Below are 20034 nucleotides of genomic sequence, written 5' to 3' on the forward strand. Positions count from 1 at the left end.
ATCGGACACGGCGCCGCAGCGACCCCGTAATTGTTAGCGGCGGCGAAAACCCCCGACAAGTGTGTGACCTACTATCCCCGCACCCCAGAAACAATGGGCATTCAGGAGCCGCTTCCCGGTATTTCGGCGGCCCACGGAAGTGCTTCTCCACTACCCCGCACCCAAGGTGATCCGGGCCCTATGGGCGGCATCACAGAATCGGCGCGAAAAAGCCCCGGACGGGGCGTGCCCGTCCGGGGCCGGTGAGCATGACCGGGTCCGTCGGCCCCGTCAGCCGCTGATCTGCCTGCGGCCGTCGCCGCCGCTGATGGTGATCTTCCTCGGCTTGGCGTGCTCGGCCACGGGGATGCGGAGCCGGAGGACGCCCGCCTCGTACACGGCGTCGATGCGCTCGGTGTCGAGCGTCTCGCCCAGGAACACCTGGCGGCTGAACGTACCGGCAGGCCGCTCGGCCACCACCGTCTCGACGCCCTCGCCGACACTGGGGCGGCGCTCGGCGCGGACGGTGAGCACGTTCCGCTCGACGTCCAGGTCGATGCTCTCGGGGGTCACCCCGGGCAGGTCGAGCTCGATGACGAAGGTGTCGCCGTCCCGGTACGCGTCCATCGGCATGGCGGCCGGGTGCGCAGGCGTGCCCAGGAGCTGCTGGGTCAGCCGGTCGAGCTCGCGGAAGGGGTCAGTACGCATCAGCATCAACGGTCCCTCCTCGGTCTGTGTTCAGACAGCGGATGCGCCGACACCTCTTATATAACTCCGCGATGGAAAGTTGACAACCCCCCACTCAACCCAGGCAGTGGCCGGACCCTCAGTCCTTGCCGCCCATCGTGCGGCGCATGGCGTCGCGGGTGCGGTCCACGAGGGACGCGACGGGGCCGAGCAGGATGTTCTTGGTGGCGCTCTCCACGCCGGGGTGGGGGTGCGTGGGGGCCATGGCCTCGGCGGCGCGGACGGCCTTGGCCATCATCGCCAGGGAGCGGGGGCTGGTCTTCTCCTGGAGCCGGGAGAACTCCAGCCGCTCCTCGGAGTCGGCGTGGGCCAGCACGTCGTCGCGCAGGGCCTGGAGCGTGGGGAGGAAGTCGGGGTCGTCGGTGTCCATGTCGTCCAGCCGGCTGAGCACGTCCTTCGCCTCGCGTTCTTCGCGCAGGCGCTCGTCGACGATCCGGTCGCCGGCCTCCAGGGCCCTGCGGGCGGCCGGGTGGACGACCTCCTCCTCCGCCGTCTCGTGCACGGCGAGGAGTTTCACCAGCCGGTTGAACGCCTCGCGGCGCCGGTCCCCGGTCGCCGTCTCGGCCTCGTGGAACAGTTCCTTGATCTGCTGGTGCTGCCGCTTGAGCAGCGCCACGACGTCGTTGTCCGCCGCCCCGCCACCGTGTGCCCGCTCTGCCATGGCCGCTCCCGCCGCTCTCGTACCGGTCCGCTCGTGCGCGGAGAGTGTGCGGCTCCTGTGGCGTCCGCACACCTCTCCGAGGCTGCCCCAGCCGTACGGATCCGGGGCACGGCACAGCGGCACCGGCGGCGGTGTCCACCCGGCCGGCCTAGCCGGGCCGGGCGTCAGGCGGCCCGGGCGTGGTCCCCGGCGGCCGGCGGTGCCGGCGGGCCGAGCCGTTCCAGCAGGGCGTCGCGGTGCAGGGCGGCCACCGGGGCCACGAGGTCGGGGTGGCGCAGCAGGGCCGCGGCGCGCCGGTCGCTGTCGTCGGGCGCGGTCAGGCGCCGGAACTCCAGCGGCAGCCCGCCGGCGTGCTCGGCGGCGAGGGCGCCGGTGACGGCGGCGCCGGCGAGGGCGGGGTCGCCGAGGAGGCACGCGGCCCAGCTGGCCACGACCTCGTCGACCCAGGTGCGCCAGGCGTCGCCGGCCTCGTCGGGGGCGGCGCAGTCGGCGCCGACGAGCCAGTCGAGGCGGGCGGAGCCGCCGGGGCCGAGGCCCAGGACGAGGGCGGCGTCGAGGTCGGTGGGGTAGCGCAGCCAGGCGGCGACGGTGACCGCCTGCCGGGTCTGGGCGGCGGCGAGCTCGGCGCCGAGGGGGCCGCCGGGGGCGGCGTAGGCGCGGGTGAGCCAGCGGGTGGTGGCGGCTATGAGGGGGGAGAGGTCTGCGGGGCCTGCGGACACGAACCGGAACCGTTCGGGAGCGGGTGCGGGGGCGGTCCGTCAGCGTAGTCGGCCCGTCCGCGGGGGCCAATGGTCCAGGTCACGTCCTGCCGCAAAGCAGGGCGCACCCGGGGCGTCGTGCGCGCCGGGTGCGCCCTGGTTCCTGCTCCGACTGCTTGCCCTACTGCTTGCCCTCCTTCAGTGCGGCCTTGGTGACGGCCGCCGGTGAGTCGTAGTCCTTCTTCGGCATGGCGCTGAGCGCGTCGAGGGTGTCCTTCTTCGCTCCGTGGCTCTTGGCGTGCTGCACCAGGTTGTCCTTGGACGCCGGGTACTCCATGCCCTTGAGGCACTTCTGGAGCTCGATCGGGTTCGTTTTGGCCATGGCCCGCGGGGTACCCGTGGCGCGCCGGGTGATGACGGGGAGACCGGGGATTCACCCGGACGGCCCATCCCGCGGAGGGGTCGTCGCCGTTCCGGGACGCTCGGAGAGCGCCCGGGGCCCGGCAGGTGGACACTGGAGATGTGACGACCAGGAGGTGATCACTGTGGTGCCGCTGCTGCTGGTTCTGCTGCTCGCCGTGGTTCTCTTCGGCGTGGGCTTCGCGGTCAAGGCTCTGTGGTGGATCGCGTTGATCGTGCTGGTGATCTGGCTGCTGGGCTTCCTCGTCCGCTCCGGCGGAGGCCGATGGTACCGCTGGTAGCGGCGGTGACCGTGGTGTCCGGAGGACGGGGCACCGGGAGGTGGTGCGATGGGTGTGCACCGTGAGGACCGGCTGGAGGGCCAGGCCGCGCTGGTCACCGGATCGTCGCGCGGCCTGGGCCTGCTGACGGCCCGTGAGCTCGCCCGTCGCGGGTGCGCGGTGATGCTGTGCGCCCGCGACGCGGCGGAGCTGGCGCGGGCCGAACGCTTCGTCGGCGAGGCCGGCGGGCGGGTGGCGTCGGTCGCGGCCGACCTGACCGCCCCGGATGCCGCGCGGCGCGTGGTGGACGCGACGAAGGACGCCTTCGGCAGTCTGGACGTGCTGGTGAACAACGCCGGCCTGATCCAGGTGGGCCCGCTGGGCGCCACCACGGAGGACGACTTCCGCTCCGCCATGGAGCTCATGTACTTCGCGCCGCTGCGGCTGACCCTGGCGGCGCTGGAGGGCATGCGGGAGCGCGGCCGCGGCCGCATCGTGAACGTCTCGTCGATCGGCGGCCGCATCCCCGCGCCGCATCTGCTGCCCTACGACGCGGCGAAGTTCGCCGCGGCCGGCCTCTCCGAGGGGCTGCGGGCCGAACTGGCCCGCGAGGGCATCAGCGTGACGACGGTGCTGCCGGGGCTGATGCGCACGGGTTCGCACACCGCGGCGCGCTTCAGCGGGCAGGCCGAGCGGGAGTACGCGTGGTTCGCGACCGCGGCCGCCCTGCCGCTGCTGTCCATGGACGCCGAACGCGCGGCACGGGCCATCGTGCGGGCGGCCGAGCGCCGCCGGCCGGAGCTCGTGCTGACGGTGCCGGCCAAGGCGGCGGTCCGGCTGCACGGGGTGGCGCCCGCCACCACGACCCGGGTGCTGTCGGTGGCGGCGCGGCTGCTGCCCGGCCCCGGTGAGGAGCCGCAGCGCCTGGTGCCGGGGCATGTCGCCGCCCGCCGGGCCGCGTCGCCGGTGCTCGGCCGGCTCACCGTCCTCAACGACCGCGCCGCCCGGCGCTACAACCAGCACGCCGCCTGACGCACAGGACGCACGGGAATCCGAGAAGCAAGTACGGGAGGTGAGCGCCGCATGCCCGGACGTGAGGAACTGCCCGAGACGGTACGGCGTTCCGACGACAAGGCACAGCGCACCTGGATCAAGGCCCATGACTCCGCCGTGGAGCAGTACGGCGAGGGCGAGCGGGCCCACCGGGTGGCGTACGGCGCGCTCAAGCACACGCACGAGAAGGTGGGTGACCACTGGCAGCCCAAGGAGCACGGGCGCAAGGGCCCGTCGGACGAGCAGTCCGCCCGGCCGCGTGGCACGAGCGACGCGTCGGCGGGCGGCGTGGACACGCGCGCGAGCAAGCAGCATCTCCAGGAGGTGGCCCGAGAGTTGCACGTCGAGGGCCGTTCCCGCATGACGAAGGACGAGCTCGTCGACGCCATCCGCAAGGCCAACGACCGGGCGACCGAGGAGGCCCGGCGCTGACGGCGGACGGGAGGGGGCGCACGCGGATGCGGGTGCTGGTCACCGGCTGGTTCAGCTTCGTGCACGGCGAGGCGACCGCCGGTGACGTACTGGCGGCGGGCCACGTCTGCGACGTGCTGACGGCGGCCGGGTTCGGCCACGACGTGGCCTGGTCGCCGCGGCTGCACCCGGGGGCGACGGCACTGGACGGGCTGGACCCGGCGGCGTACACGCACCTCGTCTTCGTCTGCGGGCCGTTGCACGGCGCCTCGCCGGGTGGCGGGCGGCCGAGTCCGCTGCTGGAGCTGCACCGGCGCTTCGCGCACGCCCACCGCGTCGCGGTGGGCGTGTCGGTGCCCGATCCGCAGGACCCGGCGGTGACGTCGTTCCATGAGGTGCTGGCGCGTGACGGCGTGCCGGGCGTTCCGCCGGCCGTGGATCTGAGCTGCCATGTGCCGGAGCGTGTGCCGGAGCCGGATCAGCTGCCCGTGGTCGGCGTCTTTCTGACGTCCGGGCAGGGCGAGTACGCCGGCCGGCGGCGGCACGAGGACGTGAACGCGGCCGTGGGCCGGTGGCTGGGCGGGCTGCGGGCGGCCCGGCTGCCGCTGGAGACCCGGCTGGACGTACGGGACTGGCGGCTGCCGGCGACGGCCGACGAGGTGGCCGCGGTGCTGCGGCGGGTGGACGCCGTGGTGACGACGCGGCTGCACGGGCTGGTGCTGGGCCTGCGGGCCGGGCTGCCGGTGCTCGCGGTCGACCCGGTGGACGGCGGCGCGAAGGTGGCTGCCCAGGCAGCGGCGCTAGCTTGGCCTGCGGTGGTGCCGGCCGGGCGGGTCACCGGCGCGGAGCTCGGCCGCTGGTGGACGTGGTGCTGCTCCCCGGCGGGCCGGGCCCGCGCGGCATGGGTGCGGGCCCGCATGGGCGAGGGCGCGTACGGGGACCTGGCGGGCGGGCTGCCGGCGGCGCTGCTGGACGGGTTCCCGTCACGGGCGGGCGCCGCGGGGTGACGCGCCGCGCCGGGGGCGGCAGGCCCCCGGCGCGGCGACAGCCGTAGGTCAGACGTTCCAGACGCCGCTGCCGCCGCCGTGCCATTCGACGAGGGCCGGGTTGTCGACGTCCACGTCCCGCAGACCCGACTGGGCCAGGAAGCTCTTCAGGTCCTCCAGCGACCGGGCCTTGCCCACCGACTGGCCGTGGATCTTCACCAGGCGCATGCCCTCCATCAGGGGGTGCACGAGGACCGGGGGCGCCTGCCGGGCGGCCGACTGCTTGGTCATCGCTCTCACTCCTCCGGGGGCCGCTGCTTGCGGGGCGAGTCCTCGTCGCGCTCCAGCGCCTCGGGATCGCGCCACTCCTGCGACCGCGTCATGCGGCCCGTGCGGGCCTGGTGCCGCACCGCACGCTTCAGCTCGTCGTCCTTCTTGGGGCTGTGCTTGCTGCTGCGCTCCATGTCAGAGCCGCTCCTTCCCCGGTACTGCCGGATCTGTCCGTTCCAGGCGCTTGCCCGGACCCCGGGCGGGGATGCCTACGTCATCGGGTCCTTCGCGAGTGATCGCTGGGGGCTGGGGAGAAACCTTCTTCCCCCCAGCGTAGGCGGCACTCGGCGGACCGGCGCGGCGGGCGGGAGGGCCCTGGGGCGCCGCCTCAGCCGACGTAGCGGCGGGCCGTCGAGAGGCGCTGGGCGCGGTCGAGGGCGAGCAGTTGGCGTTCGATGTGCGGGGGCATCACGCGCCGTTCGCGCAGCACCCAGGGCAGGCCGGCGAGGGCGAGCCCGAAGGCGCGGACGGAGGCGGCGTCGCGCGGCACGGTGCGGACCAGGTGCGCGGTGCGGCGCCAGGCGGCGGGCGCGGAGCGGCGCAGCCAGGTGCACCACAGGGTGTTGCGGATGCCGTGGATGCGGCGCAGCCGTGCGTCGCGGTGGGGTGACGGTGCGTGGTGGACGGTGAGGTCCTCGACGTACGCGAGCCACCAGCCGGCGGCCACGAGGTCGAGGGCGAGGAGTTCCTCCTCGCCGCCGAGCCAGAGCCGGTGCGAGAAGCCGCCGGCCTGCCGGAAGGCGGTGGTGCGCTGGACGCTGGCGGCGGCGAGGAAGGAGCCGAGGGCGGGGCCGGGCAGCCAGGGCGGTCCGGTGAGGGGCGAGTCGCGCAGTTCGGCGACGATGGGGTCCTCGGTGCCGTCGGGTTCGACGACGATGCGGGCGGTGACGGAGGCGAGCGCGTCGTGCCGGTCGAGGAGGTCGGCGGCGTGGGCGAGGGAGCCGGGGGCCCACCAGGAGTCGTCGTCGCAGAACGCCACGTAGGGCGTACGGACGTGCCGTACGGCGAGGTTGCGGCCGGTGGCGCCGAGGTTGCGGGTGGAGCGCAGCAGCCGCATGCCGGGGTGGTGGTGGGCGACGGCTTCGGCGGTGCCGTCGGTGGAGGCGTTGTCGGTGATGACGACGGGGGGCCGTTCGGGGAGTGCGGCGAGGTGGCCGAGGGTGCGCAGCAGTTCGTCGCGGCGGTTGTGGGTGATGACGACGACGGTCGTCCGGTCGTCGGTCAAGGCCGCCTCGGCGGTCCGTCCGGGGCGGGGCGTTCCAGCAGCCGCAGGTCGGCCTCGAGTTCGGGCGGCAGGGTGCGGCGGTGCGCCAGGGCGGCCGGCAGGCGGGCGAGGGTCTCGGCGAGGGCCGCGCGCGCGTCGGGGTCGTGGCGGGCCGTCGCGGCGAGCGCGAGCGTGCGGCGGAGGGCGACGGGGAGGGGGCGGCGCAGCCAGACGGTGAGCAGTTCGTTGCGGGCCTCGCGGGTGCGGCGGCCGGGGCGGGGGCGGGCGGCGGCGGGGTGGTGGTGGGCGACCACGTCGGGGCAGTGGACGACGCCCCAGCCGCGGGCGGCCAGGTCGTAGGCGAGGAGGCTCTCCTCGCCGGCGAAGAACAGCAGGGGGTGGAAGCCGCCGGTCTGCAGGTACGCCTCGCGGCGGACGACGGCCGCGCAGGCGAGGAAGCCGAGCACGCTGGGGCCGGGCAGGTCGGGTTCGCGGCCGAGCGGCGAGGCGGCCAGCACCTCGTTGAGGGGGTCGGGGCGCCGGCCGGGGCCGACGAGGGTGTGGGCGGCGAGCAGGCCCAGGCGGGGGTGTTCGCTCATGAGGCGGGCGGCACGGGCGAGGGAGCCGGGGGCCCACCAGGAGTCGTCGTCGCAGAAGGCGACGACGGGCGTACGGAGGTGCAGGACGCCGTAGGTGCGGGCGAGGGCGCCCTTGTTGTGCGGCAGGCGCAGCAGGCGGACGCGGGGGAAGCGGGTGCGGACCATGGTGGGGGTGTCGTCGGTGGAGGCGTTGTCGACGACCACGATCTCGGGGTCCTCGGGGAGGGCGGTGAGCAGGTCGAGGGTGGTGGCGAGCCGGTCGGCGCGGTCGCGGGTGGCGATGACGACGCCGATGCCGCCCTCGGGGCCGTGCTCCGGGGCGGTCATGCGGGCACCGCCTCCAGGCCGGCCAGGGCGTCGAGGACCTCGTCGACGGCGATGCGCAGGAGGCGTGCGTCGGGCTGCGCGGCGTGCGGGTCGCCGGGCGGGCCCGGGTGCCACAGCGCGCGGTGCCGGGGGGAGGGCGGCGGGCCCCACAAGGAGGGAGCCACGGGTCCGAAGAGGGTGACGCTGGGCGTGCCGTGGGCGACGGCGAGGTGGGCGATGCCGGTGTCGCCGCTGACGACGGCGCGGGCGGAGGCCACGAGGGCGGACAGGACGGGGAAGGGGAGGCCGCCGGGGAGTGCGCGGGCGCCGCGCGGGGTGACGTCGGCGACCAGGTCGTCCTCGCCGGGGCCGCCGGTGACGACGACGTCCCGGCCGTGGTCCAGGAGCCGCCGGGCCACGTCGGCGTACCGCGCGGCGGGCCAGCGGCGGGCGGCGGAGCCGGCGCCGGGGTGGAGGACGACGGCGCCGGGGGCGGGCGAGGGCACGACGGGCGGGTCGAGGGCGAGGTCGGTGGGGTCGGCGGGGATGCCGTAGAAGCGCAGCATGCGGCACCAGCGGTCGCGTTCGTGCTCGTCGGGGCGCCAGGGCGGGCCGGTGACGTCCGGGGTGCCGGGGTGGGCGAAGGCGAGCAGCAGGCGGGGCCGGAGGGCGGCGAGCAGGCGGTGGCTGGGGGGCCCGTTGCCGTGCAGGTCGACGGCGACGTCGGGGGGCTCCGCGGCCCAGGGCAGGGCGTGGGGCACGGCCCGGTGGGGTGCGGAGGCGGGCAGCAGGGTGTCGACGGCGTGGCTGGCGGCGGCGGGCCCGGCTAGGTCCTCGGGCGCGGCGAGCACGATCTCGTGCGCGGGGTGGGCGCGGCGCAGCGCCCGCAGGGCGGGCACCCCGGCCAGCAGGTCCCCGAGGCCGAGTGCGCGCAGGACGAGCAGCCGCGGCTGCCCCGGCGTGCGGTGGGTCAGGGTGAGGGCGGTGGGGTGGCAGGCCCCGGTCACGGGCGGACGCCTGCGGTCCGGCGGGCCGTGGGCCGCGGCGCCGGGTGGCCGCCCTCCTCGCCCCTCCCCCGCCGTCCCGGCGCGGCGGGCCGCGGGGGGTACGGCCGGCGGCTGCCGGGGCCGGGCGACCCGGTACGGCGGCCGGGCCGGTCACGGCCGGCACTGATGGGGGGCGTCATGCGGGGTCCTCCGTTCTCACAAGGGATCGTCCCGGCAAGGGGTCGTCGCCGGTGGTGGCGGGCCGGGCGGTTCGGGGGCGCGGCCGGCCGCTGGTGCGGCTGCTCATACCGCCCCCTCCTCCTCGCCGGGCGGCGCCGGGGCGGCGACGCCCTGGGGTGCCGCAGCCTGGGGTGCCGCGGGGGCTTCCGGGGTGCGGGGCGGCGGGCCGGGGCGGGGCGGGGTGCGGAGCGGGGGTGTGCCCGGCCAGGGGTGGGCGTGGTGGTGGCGCCAGGTGCCGCGGGCGCGGTGCCACAGGGCGTACGGCGGGGCCAGTGACGCCGTGAGGGCCGTCGTCGTGCGGGCGTAGGCGGCGGTGCCCGCCGTCCAGGCCAGGGCGGTGGCCGTGGCGGCGCGGGGGCGCCGGCCCAGGGCGAGCAGCAGCGTGGCCGCGCCGGCGGCCGTGAGGGCCGCCTGGGTGCGCAGGGGGCCGGCGCAGGGCAGCGGGGCGCGGTCGCGCCACGTGCGGCCGTGCAGGGCGGCCATCAGGGCGTCGTCGGCGTGGCGGGCCTGGGCGCGCAGGGCGGTCCAGGGGCTCGGGGGCGGTGCGGTACGGGCTGTCACGCGCTCCCCGCGCCGTACGGTCCAGCCGTGGTGCGTGAGGCGGAGTTCCAGGTCGGCGTCGTCGTAGGGGGCGCGGGGGAAGCGCTCGTCGAAGCCGCCGGCCGCTTGCAGCGCGGTGGCCCGGTAGGCGATGTCGCCGTCGTCGGCCGCGCCGCGCACGCCCGCGACCGTGCCGTCCTCGCCGGCGCGGCCGAGTTCGGCGGCGAGGGTCTGCCGCCAGCCGGGGGCCACGGTGACGTCCTCGTCGAGGAAGACCACCCAGTCGGGGGTACGGCGCAGGGCGTGCAGGCCGGTGTTGCGGGCGGCCGCCCGGCCGCGGCCGGTGCCGGGCGCCACGTGGGCGAGGCCGGTGAGGGGGCCGAGGGCGGTGACCGGCAGCGGCGCCCAGGCGGTGCCGCCGGGCCGGTCGTCGACGAGGACGATCTCCTGCGGTGCCGTCCCCTCCGCGGCGGCCAGTGCGGCCAGGCCACGGGCCAGCGACCGGCGGCCCGTCGCGGGCACCACGAGGGACCACGCCGGGGCGGGGCCGCCCGGGGGCTCGCCGCCGGTCTCCGGACTCCGCATCGGGGACAGCTCCTTCCCGCAGCACGAACGGAACGCCACTGCATGCCACCGCACGCCGCCGGAAGCAAACGCTCCGGTTATGGCGGCGGCACAGGAGCAGGCTGGCACACCCCCGGCCCCGCGACACCTCGGGAGGACGGCCCGCGCACCCCCGCCCCCACCCCGCTGACGCACCGTCACTCCGTGTCGCCGGCGCCCGGAACAGCAGCCCGGAACGGCGTGCCCCGGTCCGGCATCCTCCTGGAGGAGGGCTTCCGGTGCCCCTTCCTCCTCCGCGGGGTTATCGCCCGTTCGGGCGACGAATGACACGTTCGGTGGATCTGGTCCCGCCCTCTCCGGCGATGCGCGTTTTGTGCACCCTGCCCGATCCTTGAGGCAAGGGCGCGGGGGGACGCGCCCGTCACGGGGGGTTCACCAGTGTTCGACTACGCGGGTTTCTTCGCCGACCGCATCGACGGTCTCCGCACGACCGGCCAGTACCGCACCTTCGTCCAGATCGAGCGGCTCGCGGGGAGCTTCCCGCGCGCCCTCCACCACCGGCCCGACGGCCCCCGGGAGGTCACCGTCTGGTGCAGCAACGACCACCTCGGCATGGGCCAGCACCCCGCCGTGCTGGCCGCGATGCGGGCCGTGCTCGACGCCTCCGGCGCCGCCGCCGGCGGATCGCGCAACATCTCCGGCACCACCCCGCACCACGTGGCGCTCGAACGCGAGATGGCCGACCTGCACGGCAAGGAGAGCGCCCTCGTCTTCATCACGGGGTACGCCGCCAACGACGCCGCCCTGTACGTGCTGGGCCGTACGCTGCCGGACTGCGCCTTCTTCTCCGACCGGCTCAACCACGCCTCGATGATCATGGCGATGCGGGCCAGCGGCGCCGAGCGCCACGTCTTCGCCCACAACGACCCGGCCGACCTCAACCGCAAGCTGTGCGCGGTCCGGCCCGGACGGCCCAAGGTCGTCGCGTTCGAGTCGGTCTACTCCATGGACGGCGACATGGCGCCCATGGCGGAGCTGTGCGCCGTCGCGCAGCGGCACGGCGCCCTGGTGTACGTGGACGAGGCACACACCGTCGGCATGTACGGGCCCGAGGGCGCGGGGCTGGCTGCCCGGCTCGGCGTCGCCGACGAGGTGACGGTCCTCATGGGCACGTTCGCCAAGGGCTACGGCACCGCCGGCGGCTACCTCGCCGGGCCGGGACCGGTCGTCGACGCCGTCCGCAGCCTCGCACCGGCGTTCATCTTCACCCTGTCCATGCCGCCGGCCCTGGCCGCCGGTGCCCTGGCCAGCGTCCGGCACCTGCGCGCGAGCGGGACCGAGCGCGAGCAGCTGCACGAGCGCGCCGCGCTCCTGAAGTCCCTGCTGCGGCAGGCCGGCATCCCTCTGGTGAGCGAGGAGAGCCACATCGTCCCCGTCCTCGTCGGCGACGCCCACCAGTGCCGCCGCCTGGCCCACGTCCTGCTGGAACGGCACGGCCTGTACGCCCAGCCCATCAACCACCCCAGCGTCGCCCGCGGCACCGAGCGGCTGCGCATCAACCCCTCGCCCGTCCACCGGCCCGCCGACGTCCACCACTTCGCGGACGTCCTGGACCGCGAGTGGCGTGCGCTCGGCCTGCCCCGCACGAAGGCGGCCGTCCGCGTCGCGGAGCCGGCGTGAGCAGGCCCGGCCCCGTCCCGCCGGCCGTCCTCCCCCGCACGACGGAGGACGGCCGGCGGGCCACCCCGTGGGCCCGCTGCGCCCTGCTGTACGCCTTCCTGTTCCTCATGGGCGCCGAGACCTTCCTGGTGTCCCCGCTGCTGCCCACCATCGCCGCGGACCTGCGGGTGGACACCGGCGCGGCGGCCCGGGTCGTCACCGCGTACGTGCTGACGTACGCGATCGCCGCGCCCCTGGTGGGCGGCGTGTCCGACCGGTTCCCGCGCCGGGTGCCCGTCGCGGCGGGCGGGGTGCTGTTCCTGTGCGGCAACGTCCTGTGCGCCACGGCCGGCAGCCTGGACGCACTCACCGCCGCCCGCGCCCTCACCGGGCTCGGCGGCGCCACGGCGGCACCGGCGATGTGGGCCTACTTCGCCGAGGCCGCGGCGCCCGCGCAGCGCGGCCGGGCCGTGGCGGGCGGGGTCGCCTGCTACGCGCTCGGGCAGGTGCTGGGCGTGCCCCTGGGCGGGCTGCTCGCCGGGACGGGCGGCTGGCCGTGGGCGTTCGCGGCCCTCGCCGCGGGGCTGGCGCCGGTCGTCGTCCTCGTGGCCTGGCGGCTGCGCGGGCCCCGGCCCGCGCCGCGGAAGGGCCGGGTGACCGCCGGGTTCACCGTCTGGCGGGACCGGCGGGTGGCGCTGCCGCTGCTGTCGACGGGGCTCCTGCAGGCCGGGCGGCTGGGCGCGTACACCTTCGTCGGGGCGCTGTTCGCCGAGCGCTTCGGGCTCGGCGCCGGGCAACTGGGCCTGGTCGGGCTGCTGGTGGGGGCGGGGTCGCTGACGGGCTCGCTGCTCGCCGGCCGGACCGTGGACCGGGTGCGCGGGAGCGGCCGCGACGAGAACGGCCTGTCGGCCGTCCTGGCCCTGCTGTTCGTGGCCGCCGCCGTCGTCACGCTCGCCGCCTCGCAGCTGGCGCCGGCGCTGGCCGCGCTGTTCGTGTGGTTCGTGGCCGGGGGCGCGTTCTACACCACGCAGCAGACATACCTGGGCGGGGCCGCGCCCGCCCACCGGGCGAGCGTGGTGGCGTGGAACGGGACGCTGGACCACCTGGGGGTGGCGGTGGGCACCACGGCGCTGAGCCCGTGGCAGCCGGCCGGCCCGGCGTTCGTCGCCGTCACGGCGGGGCTGGGCGTCGCGGCCGCCGCCCTGTCGGCGACGGCCGCGCGCCTCAACGCCCGGCGGCAGGGGCCGCGGTGAGCCGCCGCCCGTGCGCGGGAGCCCCCGGCCGGCCCCGCGCACGGGCGGTCACCCGCTGCTCAGTGGCCGGTCACCGCGTGGCGAGAGCCGGGTCGCTCACGCCCGTGGCGCCGGTCTCGACGTGCCCGGCGAGGCGGCGCAGGAAGCTCGCGTCGCCCTCGCAGGTCACCGTCAGGTCGTACCAGCGCTTGCCGGCGTGGAGGGTCACCGTGCGCACCGACCGCCCGCCCGGCGGCACCGTGACGGTGCGGTGCGTGCCGTCGTACGCGTCGGCCATGGTGAGCCGGCAGGCCGAGCGGCCGGTGTTGCCCAGGGTCAGGGTGAGGGCGCCGGTGCGGGCCTCGTGGCGCGCGGTGACCTCGGGGCCGGGTGTCCTGCCGGAGCCGCGGAAGGTGCGCAGGAAGCCGTTGGGGCCGTGCACGGTCAGGTCGTAGACGCCGCCGGAGTAGGCCGTGTTCCAGGTGTCGGAGAGCGTCTTGCCGGCCTCGGTGGTGTAGGTCCAGGGGCCGTCGGTGCGGTTGCCCGAGGTGACGAGGAAGCAGGCGCCGGCGGACGGGCCGGCGCTGAAGGTCAGTGTGAAGCGGCCGGTGGCGGGCGTGGCCGTGCCGTCGACGAAGGGGGCGTACGGCAGCGGGCGGGTGGGCCGGGAGCCGGGCTCCTGCCGGGGCATGGCCGGGTCGGCGGGCGGCCGGGGCACGAAGTCGGGGTGGCGCTCGCGGTCCGGCGGTGCGTACCGGCCGGTGTCGGGCAGCTCGGCGGGTTCCGGCCGGCTGAGGGAGAAGTCGAAGGCGGAGGTGAGGTCACCGCAGATGGCGCGGCGCCAGGGCGAGATGTTGGGCTCGGTGACGCCGAAGCGGCGTTCCATGAACCGGATGACGGAGGTGTGGTCGAAGACCTCCGAGCAGACGTAGCCGCCGGTGCTCCAGGGCGAGACGACGATCATGGGGACGCGCTGCCCGAGCCCGTAGGGGCCGGCCGCGTAGTGGGCGTTGCCGCCGAACTGGTCGAGCGCGGTGCTCACGGTCGACAGGCCCTGGTTCGCGGAGGCCGGCGGGAAGGGCGGAACGACGTGGTCGAAGTAGCCGTCGTTCTCGTCGTAGGTGATGAACAGCGCCGTGCGGCTCCACACCTCGGGGTCGGAGGTCAGGGCGTCGAGGACCTTGGAGATGTACCAGGCGCCGTAGTTGACCGGCCAGTTGGGGTGCTCGGAGAACGCCTCGGGCGCGGCGATCCAGGAGACCTGCGGCAGTCTGCCGGCACGGACGTCGGCCTCCAGGACGTCGAAGTAGCCGCCGCCCTTCTTGACGTCGGTGCCGGTGCGGGCCTTCTCGTAGAAGGGGTCGCCGGGCTTGGCGTTGCGGTAACGCTCGAAGTACAGGAGAGAGTTGTCGCCGTAGTTGCCGCGGTAGGGGTCCTTGGTCCAGCCCCACGAGCCGGCGGCGTCCAGGCCGTCGCCGACGTCCTGGTAGATCTTCCACGACACCCCGGCCGCCTCCAGCCGCTCGGGGTAGGTGGTCCAGGAGTAGCCCGCCTCCTCGTTGCCGAGGACCGGGCCGCCGCCCTTGCCGTCGTTGCCGGTGTGCCCCGTCCACAGGTAGTAGCGGTTGGGGTCGGTGGCGCCGATGAAGGAGCAGTGGTACGCGTCGCAGACGGTGAAGGCGTCGGCGAGGGCGTAGTGGAACGGGATGTCCTCGCGCGTGAGGTGGGCCATGGTGCCGGTGCCCTTGGCGGGGATCCACCGGTCGTAGCGGCCCTGGTTCCAGGCCTTGTGGCCGCCGGACCAGTCGTGGTTGAGGCCGGCGATGAAGCGCATGCCGAGGTCCTCGGCCTCGGGGCGGTACGGGAGGACGTCCTTGCTGCCGTCGGACTGGTGCCAGACGGACTTGCCGCCCGGCAGGGTCACGGGCCGGGGGTCGCCGAAGCCCCGCACGCCCCGGAGGGAGCCGAAGTAGTGGTCGAAGGAGCGGTTCTCCTGCATCAGCACGACGATGTGCTCGATGTCCCGGAGGGTGCCGGACGAGCGCCGGGCGGGGATGGCGGCGGCCCGCTCGATGCTCGACGAGAGCGCGGTGAGGGCCGCGGTCGCTCCGGCGACCTGGAGGAAGCGCCGTCTGTTGAGTTCAGCCATGGGTCTCGGGGTCCTCGTGGGTGGGAGTCGCGACTGGGGTCAGCAGCGTTCCAAGCCCACCGAGCGTCCGGGAAGGCGTGATGTCGCCGGAGTGACGCGGCGGGGTACGCGGGGCGAACAGGTGGACGGAGGACCGGTTTCCACCTGATGGTCCGTCAGCTGCTCTGCGCGAGAGAGTGCCCGGCCGGGTTCAGCCGAGCGAGACCCGGTCCAGCCAGTGGCCGAGAAGCGCCGCGTCGCCCGTCACCGTCACCCGCTCGTCGCCGGGCGGCAGCCGGCGGTACAGGACGCGGAGCACGTCGGCGAGGTCGCCGCTCACCTCCACGTCGGGGGTGCCGGGCCGGCCGCCGGTCCGGTGCCAGCGGAAGCCGGCGTCGCACAGCTCGACCGTCCAGTCGGCCGCCCCGCCGGTGTCCGTGCCGGAGCCGGTGTCCGTGGCGCGCCACCGGAGCCGGCCGGCGCCGGGGCCGCCGTAGGGTTCGGCGAGGCGGGGCGCCATGCCGGGGCCGCCCATCAGGTCGAGGAACTCCTCGACGGCGTCGGCGGCCACCTCCGGCGCGACGGTGTACTCGGCACCGACGGCCGCGGCGGCGTCGGCCCGGTGCACCACCACGTCGTGGGCGGCCCGGCGGGCCCAGGCACCCGTCGTCTGCCGCATCCCCCACACCTGCGCCTCGGCGACGGGGCCGGCCGCGCGCAGGATCTCGGCGGCGGCCTCCGCGGCACCGCGCACCCAGGCGCACAGCGCGGGCGTGCCGGCGTCGGCACCCTCTTCGCCGGCCCCTTCGCCGGACTCTTCGTCACCCTCCGGCCCGGCCAGGCCGTCCACCTGGGCCTCCGGGTCGTCCACGGGCATGCCCGTGCGCACGGCGGTGCCGACCGCGAGGAGGTTGCCGCCGATGTGGCGGAGCAGGCCGGCGACGGTCCAGCCGGGGCAGGTGGGCACCGGCAGCCCGGGGGCGGCGTCCCGCACAAGGGCCGTCAGCTGGGCGGTCTGCTGCTGGAGTTCGTCGCAGTACCGGGCGTGTCCGAGGGGTGTCATGCGGGGCTGCTCCCTGCCGTCGTCCGCCGTCGCCGGCCCGGCCGGCCTCTGCTCCACCCTAGGGGCGAGGGTCCGGCGCGGCGCCACGGCACGCCCAGGAAGCGACAGATGTACGCATTGTCGGTTTTGCTGATTACTGTGGGCCCGTGCGCCTCTTGCCTCAGCACCGGCCCCTGCGCCTCCTCCTCGCACGCGGCGTGCCCGGCACCCCCCGCCGGGCGCTCGGCGTCCTCGCCGCGCTCCTCCTCGTCGCCCTGGTGGCCGCGGCCGGCGGGCACGACGTGGCCGGCCGCCTGGCGCCCGGCGGCTGGACGCCGGCCGGGGCGCAGTCCACCCGGGCCGAGACCCTGCTGGCCTCCCGCTTCGGCGCCGGCCAGCCGCAGCTGGTGCTGCTGGCCCGCGCGGACCGGCCGGTCGACGACCCGGCCGTGGCCCGCGCCGGCCGGGAACTGACCGACCGTCTGGCCGCCGACCCCCGCACGACCTGGGTGCGCGGCTACTGGCCGCACCGGGACGCCTCGCTCCGCGGCCACGACGGGCACAGCGCCGTCGTCGGCATCCGCTTCGCCGGCGACGAACGCGCGGTGCTCGCGGCCAGCAAGGCCGTCGCCGCGCGCGAGACGGCCCACGGCGGCGTACTGACCGTCGCGGCCGCCGGGGAAGGGCCGCTGTACACCGAGATGGAGCGGCTCGGCACCGAGGGCGCCACGGTCGCCGAGCTCGTCATCGCGCCGCTCGTGCTGCTCATCATGCTCTGGGTCTTCGGGAGCGTGGTGGCCGCGCTGCTGCCCGTGGTCGTGGGCGCGTTCGCGGTCGTCACCACGACGGCGCTGCTGCGGCTGATGAGCGAGGTGACGACGGTCTCGGTGTTCGTGCTGAACATCGCGACCGCGCTGGGCTTCGGATTGGCCGTCGACTACTGCCTGCTGATGGTGAGCCGCTATCGCGAGGAGCTCGCGCGCGGCCTCACTCCCCCGGCCGCCGCCCGCAGTACGGTGCGCAGCGCCGGCCGTGCGGTGGCCTTCTCGGCGACGACGGTGGCGGCGGCGCTGGGCGCCCTCCTGGTCTTCCCGCTGCCGCTGACCCGCTCCCTGGCGCTGGGCGGCGCGGCGGTCTCCCTCTGTTCGGCCGCGGGCGCGCTGCTGCTCCTGCCGGCCCTGCTGGTGCTGCTCGGTGCGCACATCAACCGCTGGGACGTCTTCGCCCGCTGGCGCCGCGGCGCCGCCCGGCCCGTGCACGAGGGCCGCTGGTACCGCCTGGCCCTGTGGGTGACGCGCCGTCCGGCCGCCGTGGCGCTGGGCACGCTCGCCCTGCTGGGCCTGCTGGCGGCCCCGGGGGCGGGGGCGCGCTTCGGGATGTACGACGAGCGGGTGCTGCCCGACTCGTCACCGGTCGCCGAGGCGCACCGCCGGCTGCGCGCCGACTTCGGCACGGAATCGCAGGACGCGGCCATGGTGGTCCTCCCGGACGTCCGGCTCGGCCCGCTGGCGGGGCTGCGCCTGCGGGGCGGCGGCGCCGCGGGCGGCTCACGGGTGCCGGCGGGAATGCTGCGGCCGTCCCCGCCGGAGGGCAGTACGGCGGAGCCGCCGTCCGCCCGGAGCCGGCCGGGCGCCACGGACGGCCGCAGGGCGGAACCGGGCCACGACGCCGCGCGGACCACGACGGGCGTACGGGGCAGCCGGCCGTCGTCGAGAGGGACGGCCGTCCACCACCGCAGGGGCAGGGCCGGACACCACACCTGGCCGGCCCACCACCCCCGTACGGGCTCGGGGTCACGCTCGGGCTCGGGCTCGGCGAAACCGAAGACGAAGCCGCAGCCGTCACCGGCCCGGCGGACGCCGGCCGCGTCGCCGTCCTACGGCACCGACGACGAGCGGCTTCGGGACGACGACGGCGGGCCGGGCTCGCACGTGCACCCGCAGACGCGCGCGGGCCGCGCGCCGCTGTCGCTCCACGCGGACCTGTGGCTGCCGGGGGCCCGCCGGCCGCTGGGCCTCGGCACGGCGGTGGGCGGCCGCCCGGGGCGTGCCGCCGTCGCCCTCCTGCCGCCCGCCCACGACGCCGCCGGCCCCTCCCCCGCGCCCCGCGCCCGGGCCCACCGCTCCGCGCCCCGCGTCGTGGAGCGCGTACCCGCGGCCGTGGTCGCCGTCGACGCCTATGCCGTGCGGCTGTCCCGCGTACCGGGGGTGCGGCAGGTGCAGACCGCGACGGGGCTGTACGACCACGGGCGGCGGACCGCGGCGGCGGGGGCGTGGGGGGCCGGGTTCACCGGGGAGGCCGGGACGTGGCTGAGCGTCACGCCGGACGCCCCGCCCCTCTCGCCGGACGGACGGGCCCTGACCGAGCGGTTGCGCGGCGTCCCAGCACCGGGGCGGGCGCTCGTGGGCGGGCCCGGGGCGCGGATGACCGACACCGAGCAGGCGCTCGGCGGCCGGCTGCCCGCCGCCATCGCGCTGACCGTGGCCGCCACGCTCGCCCTGCTCTTCCTCTACACGCGCAGCCTGCTCGTCCCCCTCAAGGCCGTCGCGCTCAACGGGCTGAGCCTGGCCGCCACGTTCGGCATCGTCGTCGCCGTCTTCCAGAACCACTGGCTGGAGGCGGTCCTCGGCCCGCTGCGCGGCCCGCACATCACCGACGTCACGATCCCCGCCGTGATGTTCTGCACGGCGTTCGGCCTGTCCATGGACTACGAGGTCTTCCTGCTCTCCCGCATCCTGGAGGAGCACCGGCGCGGCACGCCCACCCGGATCGCCGTGGCCACGGGTCTGCAGCGCACCGCGCGGCTCTTCACCTCCGCCGCACTGGTGTTCGCAGTCGTGATGATGTCCCTCGCCGCCTGCGACCTGATCATGCTTCAGGTCATCGGCTTCGGGCTGGCCGTGGCGGTGGCCCTGGACTGCACCCTGGTCCGTGCCCTCCTGGTGCCCGCCATCATGTCCCTCGCCGGCAACGCCAACTGGTGGCCCGCCGGGCGCCGCAGGGCCGGCGGGGAGCCGGCCGGCACTCCCTCCACTCACAACAAAGTTGCAAACCCAGTAGCAAAGTGAGTTTGCAACCCGGTGACGTGGCTGCGATGCTGGCGCCATGACCGCCACCGACCTCGCCGCCCTGGCCCGGCGCGCGAAGAGATCCGCCGAGACCGCCGAGCGCGACAAGGCCGCCCTCCTGGAGGCGGCCGTCGGCGAGGCGCTCACCGACCGGGCGCTGACCGAGTACGGTTACCTCTCCGCCGTCGCCCGTCAGGCCGGGATCTCGCGGACGTACCTCGCCCGTCTGGTCGAGGACCGGCGCCCCGGCTGGCTGGAGCGGATCAAGGCCGCCCAGGACGAGCGCCGCAGCAGCAGGAAGGAGGCGGCGTGAGCGCCCAGCCCGCCGAGCAGCCCTTCGGCCGGCCGGACCGGCCGAGGAGCGCGGCCGAGATCCGCCGGGCCCTGCCCGCCGGCATGCGCGCCGAGTTCGACGAGGCGCTGGCCGCCGCGACGCTCGACACGCGGGCGCACGTCCTCGCGCTGTGGAGCGGCATCGCGATGGAGGCCGCCGACCCCGCCGGCGACGACCAGGTGCGGAACGCCATCGACGGCACCCTCGAGGCGCACTCCCTGGAGTGGTACCGCCGGGAAGGCGCCGCCGGGTGAGCCGCGCCTACCGGATCACGTACACCCAGGCCGCCTACCAGGACCTCATCAAGCTGGGCCAGCTGCTGGCCGACGAGGTCACCGCCGCCATCGACGCGGAGATCACCCCCGACCCGCACGGCGGCACGTCCATGGAGCGGCCGCTGGGCGGCGGCCGCTGGGACCGGGTGGCGCTCGCCGGCGGCTGGGCCACGGTCCGCTACCTGGTGTCGGACGCCCCGGGCATCGACCCGCCGATGATCACCGTGATCCGTATCATCCCCTGACGGCCGCGCGGTCCCCGGGGGACGGCCTCCGGGGGACGCGCTGCGCAGGCGACACGCGCGACGGCCG

22 protein-coding genes are annotated in these 20034 nt (G+C 76.1%); 10 read left to right on the top strand and 12 right to left on the bottom strand.

Translation table 11 applies throughout. The features are described from left to right. Positions 1 to 270: 270 nt before the first annotated feature. The 4 genes from IE305_RS26145 to IE305_RS26160 all read right to left on the bottom strand — a co-directional run bounded on the left by IE305_RS26145 (position 271) and on the right by IE305_RS26160 (position 2467). Positions 271 to 693, bottom strand: coding sequence for an Hsp20/alpha crystallin family protein (locus IE305_RS26145; protein WP_190132224.1), 423 nt, complete (start codon positions 691 to 693; stop codon positions 271 to 273). Between the two features lie 112 nt (positions 694 to 805). Continuing rightward, the gene (locus tag IE305_RS26150) at positions 806 to 1387 is read right to left on the bottom strand and encodes a hemerythrin domain-containing protein (protein ID WP_190132225.1); all 582 of its coding nucleotides are present in this window, start codon (positions 1385 to 1387) and stop codon (positions 806 to 808) included. A gap of 164 nt (positions 1388 to 1551) precedes the next feature. Continuing rightward, positions 1552 to 2106 carry a hypothetical protein gene (locus tag IE305_RS26155; RefSeq protein ID WP_190132226.1) on the bottom strand — a complete coding sequence of 185 codons (555 nt, stop codon included), beginning with the start codon at positions 2104 to 2106 and terminating at the stop codon, positions 1552 to 1554. Positions 2107 to 2266: 160 nt separating this feature from the next. After that, positions 2267 to 2467, bottom strand: coding sequence for a DUF2795 domain-containing protein (locus IE305_RS26160; protein ID WP_229891544.1), 201 nt, complete (start codon positions 2465 to 2467; stop codon positions 2267 to 2269). Positions 2468 to 2630: 163 nt separating this feature from the next. Here IE305_RS26160 and IE305_RS26165 point away from each other — a divergent pair, with 163 nt between their 5' ends. Genes IE305_RS26165 through IE305_RS26180 form a run of 4 tightly spaced genes read left to right on the top strand, consistent with a single transcriptional unit; the run spans position 2631 to position 5236 of the window. After that, the gene (locus tag IE305_RS26165) at positions 2631 to 2786 is read left to right on the top strand and encodes a DUF5670 family protein (RefSeq protein ID WP_190132227.1); all 156 of its coding nucleotides are present in this window, start codon (positions 2631 to 2633) and stop codon (positions 2784 to 2786) included. Between the two features lie 48 nt (positions 2787 to 2834). Next, positions 2835 to 3797: an SDR family NAD(P)-dependent oxidoreductase gene (locus IE305_RS26170; protein WP_190132228.1), complete on the top strand. Its 963-nt coding sequence runs from the start codon at positions 2835 to 2837 to the stop codon at positions 3795 to 3797. A gap of 51 nt (positions 3798 to 3848) precedes the next feature. Further along, on the top strand, positions 3849 to 4250 hold the full coding sequence (locus tag IE305_RS26175; protein WP_190132229.1) for a ChaB family protein: 402 nt from the start codon (positions 3849 to 3851) through the stop codon (positions 4248 to 4250). Positions 4251 to 4276: 26 nt separating this feature from the next. Further along, the gene (locus IE305_RS26180) at positions 4277 to 5236 is read left to right on the top strand and encodes a polysaccharide pyruvyl transferase family protein (RefSeq protein ID WP_190132230.1); all 960 of its coding nucleotides are present in this window, start codon (positions 4277 to 4279) and stop codon (positions 5234 to 5236) included. A gap of 48 nt (positions 5237 to 5284) precedes the next feature. Here IE305_RS26180 and IE305_RS26185 read toward each other — a convergent pair whose 3' ends face one another. The 6 genes from IE305_RS26185 to IE305_RS26210 form a co-directional block, all read right to left on the bottom strand. Beyond that, positions 5285 to 5506: a hypothetical protein gene (locus IE305_RS26185; protein WP_190132231.1), complete on the bottom strand. Its 222-nt coding sequence runs from the start codon at positions 5504 to 5506 to the stop codon at positions 5285 to 5287. A gap of 5 nt (positions 5507 to 5511) precedes the next feature. After that, positions 5512 to 5679, bottom strand: a complete 168-nt coding sequence (locus IE305_RS26190) for a hypothetical protein (RefSeq protein ID WP_190132232.1) — start codon at positions 5677 to 5679, stop codon at positions 5512 to 5514. A 194-nt stretch (positions 5680 to 5873) separates the two neighbouring features. Further along, the gene (locus IE305_RS26195) at positions 5874 to 6770 is read right to left on the bottom strand and encodes a glycosyltransferase family 2 protein (protein ID WP_190132233.1); all 897 of its coding nucleotides are present in this window, start codon (positions 6768 to 6770) and stop codon (positions 5874 to 5876) included. Then, positions 6767 to 7675: a glycosyltransferase family 2 protein gene (locus tag IE305_RS26200; RefSeq protein ID WP_190132234.1), complete on the bottom strand. Its 909-nt coding sequence runs from the start codon at positions 7673 to 7675 to the stop codon at positions 6767 to 6769. Before IE305_RS26200 ends, IE305_RS26195 begins: the two co-directional genes overlap by 4 nt. After that, positions 7672 to 8661 carry a glycosyltransferase family 9 protein gene (locus IE305_RS26205; RefSeq protein ID WP_229891545.1) on the bottom strand — a complete coding sequence of 330 codons (990 nt, stop codon included), beginning with the start codon at positions 8659 to 8661 and terminating at the stop codon, positions 7672 to 7674. The genes IE305_RS26200 and IE305_RS26205 overlap by 4 nt, the downstream gene beginning before the upstream one ends. Positions 8662 to 8943: 282 nt before the next feature. Continuing rightward, positions 8944 to 10005, bottom strand: a complete 1062-nt coding sequence (locus IE305_RS26210; RefSeq protein WP_190132235.1) for a glycosyltransferase family 2 protein — start codon at positions 10003 to 10005, stop codon at positions 8944 to 8946. A 417-nt stretch (positions 10006 to 10422) separates the two neighbouring features. On the opposite strand from IE305_RS26210, the gene hemA reads away from it, so the two are divergent. Together hemA and IE305_RS26220 are read left to right on the top strand one after the other, a co-directional pair. Then, positions 10423 to 11664, top strand: a complete 1242-nt coding sequence (gene hemA, locus IE305_RS26215) for a 5-aminolevulinate synthase (RefSeq protein ID WP_190132236.1) — start codon at positions 10423 to 10425, stop codon at positions 11662 to 11664. Further along, positions 11661 to 12896, top strand: coding sequence for an MFS transporter (locus tag IE305_RS26220; RefSeq protein WP_229891547.1), 1236 nt, complete (start codon positions 11661 to 11663; stop codon positions 12894 to 12896). Before hemA ends, IE305_RS26220 begins: the two co-directional genes overlap by 4 nt. Before the next feature lie 70 nt (positions 12897 to 12966). Here the strand turns inward: IE305_RS26220 and IE305_RS26225 are convergent, their stop codons facing one another. Both IE305_RS26225 and IE305_RS26230 read right to left on the bottom strand, forming a co-directional pair. Then, positions 12967 to 15024: a phosphocholine-specific phospholipase C gene (locus IE305_RS26225; protein ID WP_190132237.1), complete on the bottom strand. Its 2058-nt coding sequence runs from the start codon at positions 15022 to 15024 to the stop codon at positions 12967 to 12969. Between the two features lie 190 nt (positions 15025 to 15214). Next, complete coding sequence (locus IE305_RS26230; protein ID WP_190132238.1) at positions 15215 to 16066, bottom strand: maleylpyruvate isomerase N-terminal domain-containing protein; 852 nt, start codon at positions 16064 to 16066, stop codon at positions 15215 to 15217. Positions 16067 to 16212: 146 nt separating this feature from the next. Between IE305_RS26230 and IE305_RS26235 the strand changes: the two genes are divergently transcribed. From IE305_RS26235 to IE305_RS26250, 4 genes are read left to right on the top strand one after another with little or no spacing between them, the layout of a single operon-like run. Next, on the top strand, positions 16213 to 19113 hold the full coding sequence (locus IE305_RS26235; RefSeq protein WP_190132239.1) for an MMPL family transporter: 2901 nt from the start codon (positions 16213 to 16215) through the stop codon (positions 19111 to 19113). A 37-nt stretch (positions 19114 to 19150) separates the two neighbouring features. Beyond that, positions 19151 to 19426: a hypothetical protein gene (locus IE305_RS26240; protein ID WP_190132240.1), complete on the top strand. Its 276-nt coding sequence runs from the start codon at positions 19151 to 19153 to the stop codon at positions 19424 to 19426. Continuing rightward, positions 19423 to 19701 (top strand): hypothetical protein, encoded by a 279-nt coding sequence (locus IE305_RS26245; protein WP_190132241.1) that lies wholly within the window; start codon positions 19423 to 19425, stop codon positions 19699 to 19701. Before IE305_RS26240 ends, IE305_RS26245 begins: the two co-directional genes overlap by 4 nt. Next, entirely contained in the window at positions 19698 to 19967 is a 270-nt protein-coding gene (locus IE305_RS26250; RefSeq protein WP_190132242.1) for a hypothetical protein, read from the top strand. Before IE305_RS26245 ends, IE305_RS26250 begins: the two co-directional genes overlap by 4 nt. The last annotated feature ends 67 nt before the right edge of the window (positions 19968 to 20034 follow it).

Source organism: Streptomyces mashuensis (assembly GCF_014654785.1).
Classification (GTDB): Bacteria; Actinomycetota; Actinomycetes; order Streptomycetales; family Streptomycetaceae; genus Streptomyces; species Streptomyces mashuensis.

Coding starts and splice junctions, on each gene's coding strand:
- IE305_RS26145 (WP_190132224.1), bottom strand. CDS start 693: ATGCTGATGCGTACTGACCCCTTCCGCGAGCTCGACCGGCTGACCCAG.
- IE305_RS26150 (WP_190132225.1), bottom strand. CDS start 1,387: ATGGCAGAGCGGGCACACGGTGGCGGGGCGGCGGACAACGACGTCGTG.
- IE305_RS26160 (WP_229891544.1), bottom strand. CDS start 2,467: ATGGCCAAAACGAACCCGATCGAGCTCCAGAAGTGCCTCAAGGGCATG.
- IE305_RS26170 (WP_190132228.1), top strand. CDS start 2,835: ATGGGTGTGCACCGTGAGGACCGGCTGGAGGGCCAGGCCGCGCTGGTC.
- IE305_RS26175 (WP_190132229.1), top strand. CDS start 3,849: ATGCCCGGACGTGAGGAACTGCCCGAGACGGTACGGCGTTCCGACGAC.
- IE305_RS26180 (WP_190132230.1), top strand. CDS start 4,277: ATGCGGGTGCTGGTCACCGGCTGGTTCAGCTTCGTGCACGGCGAGGCG.
- IE305_RS26185 (WP_190132231.1), bottom strand. CDS start 5,506: ATGACCAAGCAGTCGGCCGCCCGGCAGGCGCCCCCGGTCCTCGTGCAC.
- IE305_RS26190 (WP_190132232.1), bottom strand. CDS start 5,679: ATGGAGCGCAGCAGCAAGCACAGCCCCAAGAAGGACGACGAGCTGAAG.
- IE305_RS26200 (WP_190132234.1), bottom strand. CDS start 7,675: ATGACCGCCCCGGAGCACGGCCCCGAGGGCGGCATCGGCGTCGTCATC.
- IE305_RS26210 (WP_190132235.1), bottom strand. CDS start 10,005: ATGCGGAGTCCGGAGACCGGCGGCGAGCCCCCGGGCGGCCCCGCCCCG.
- IE305_RS26225 (WP_190132237.1), bottom strand. CDS start 15,024: ATGGCTGAACTCAACAGACGGCGCTTCCTCCAGGTCGCCGGAGCGACC.
- IE305_RS26230 (WP_190132238.1), bottom strand. CDS start 16,066: ATGACACCCCTCGGACACGCCCGGTACTGCGACGAACTCCAGCAGCAG.
- IE305_RS26240 (WP_190132240.1), top strand. CDS start 19,151: ATGACCGCCACCGACCTCGCCGCCCTGGCCCGGCGCGCGAAGAGATCC.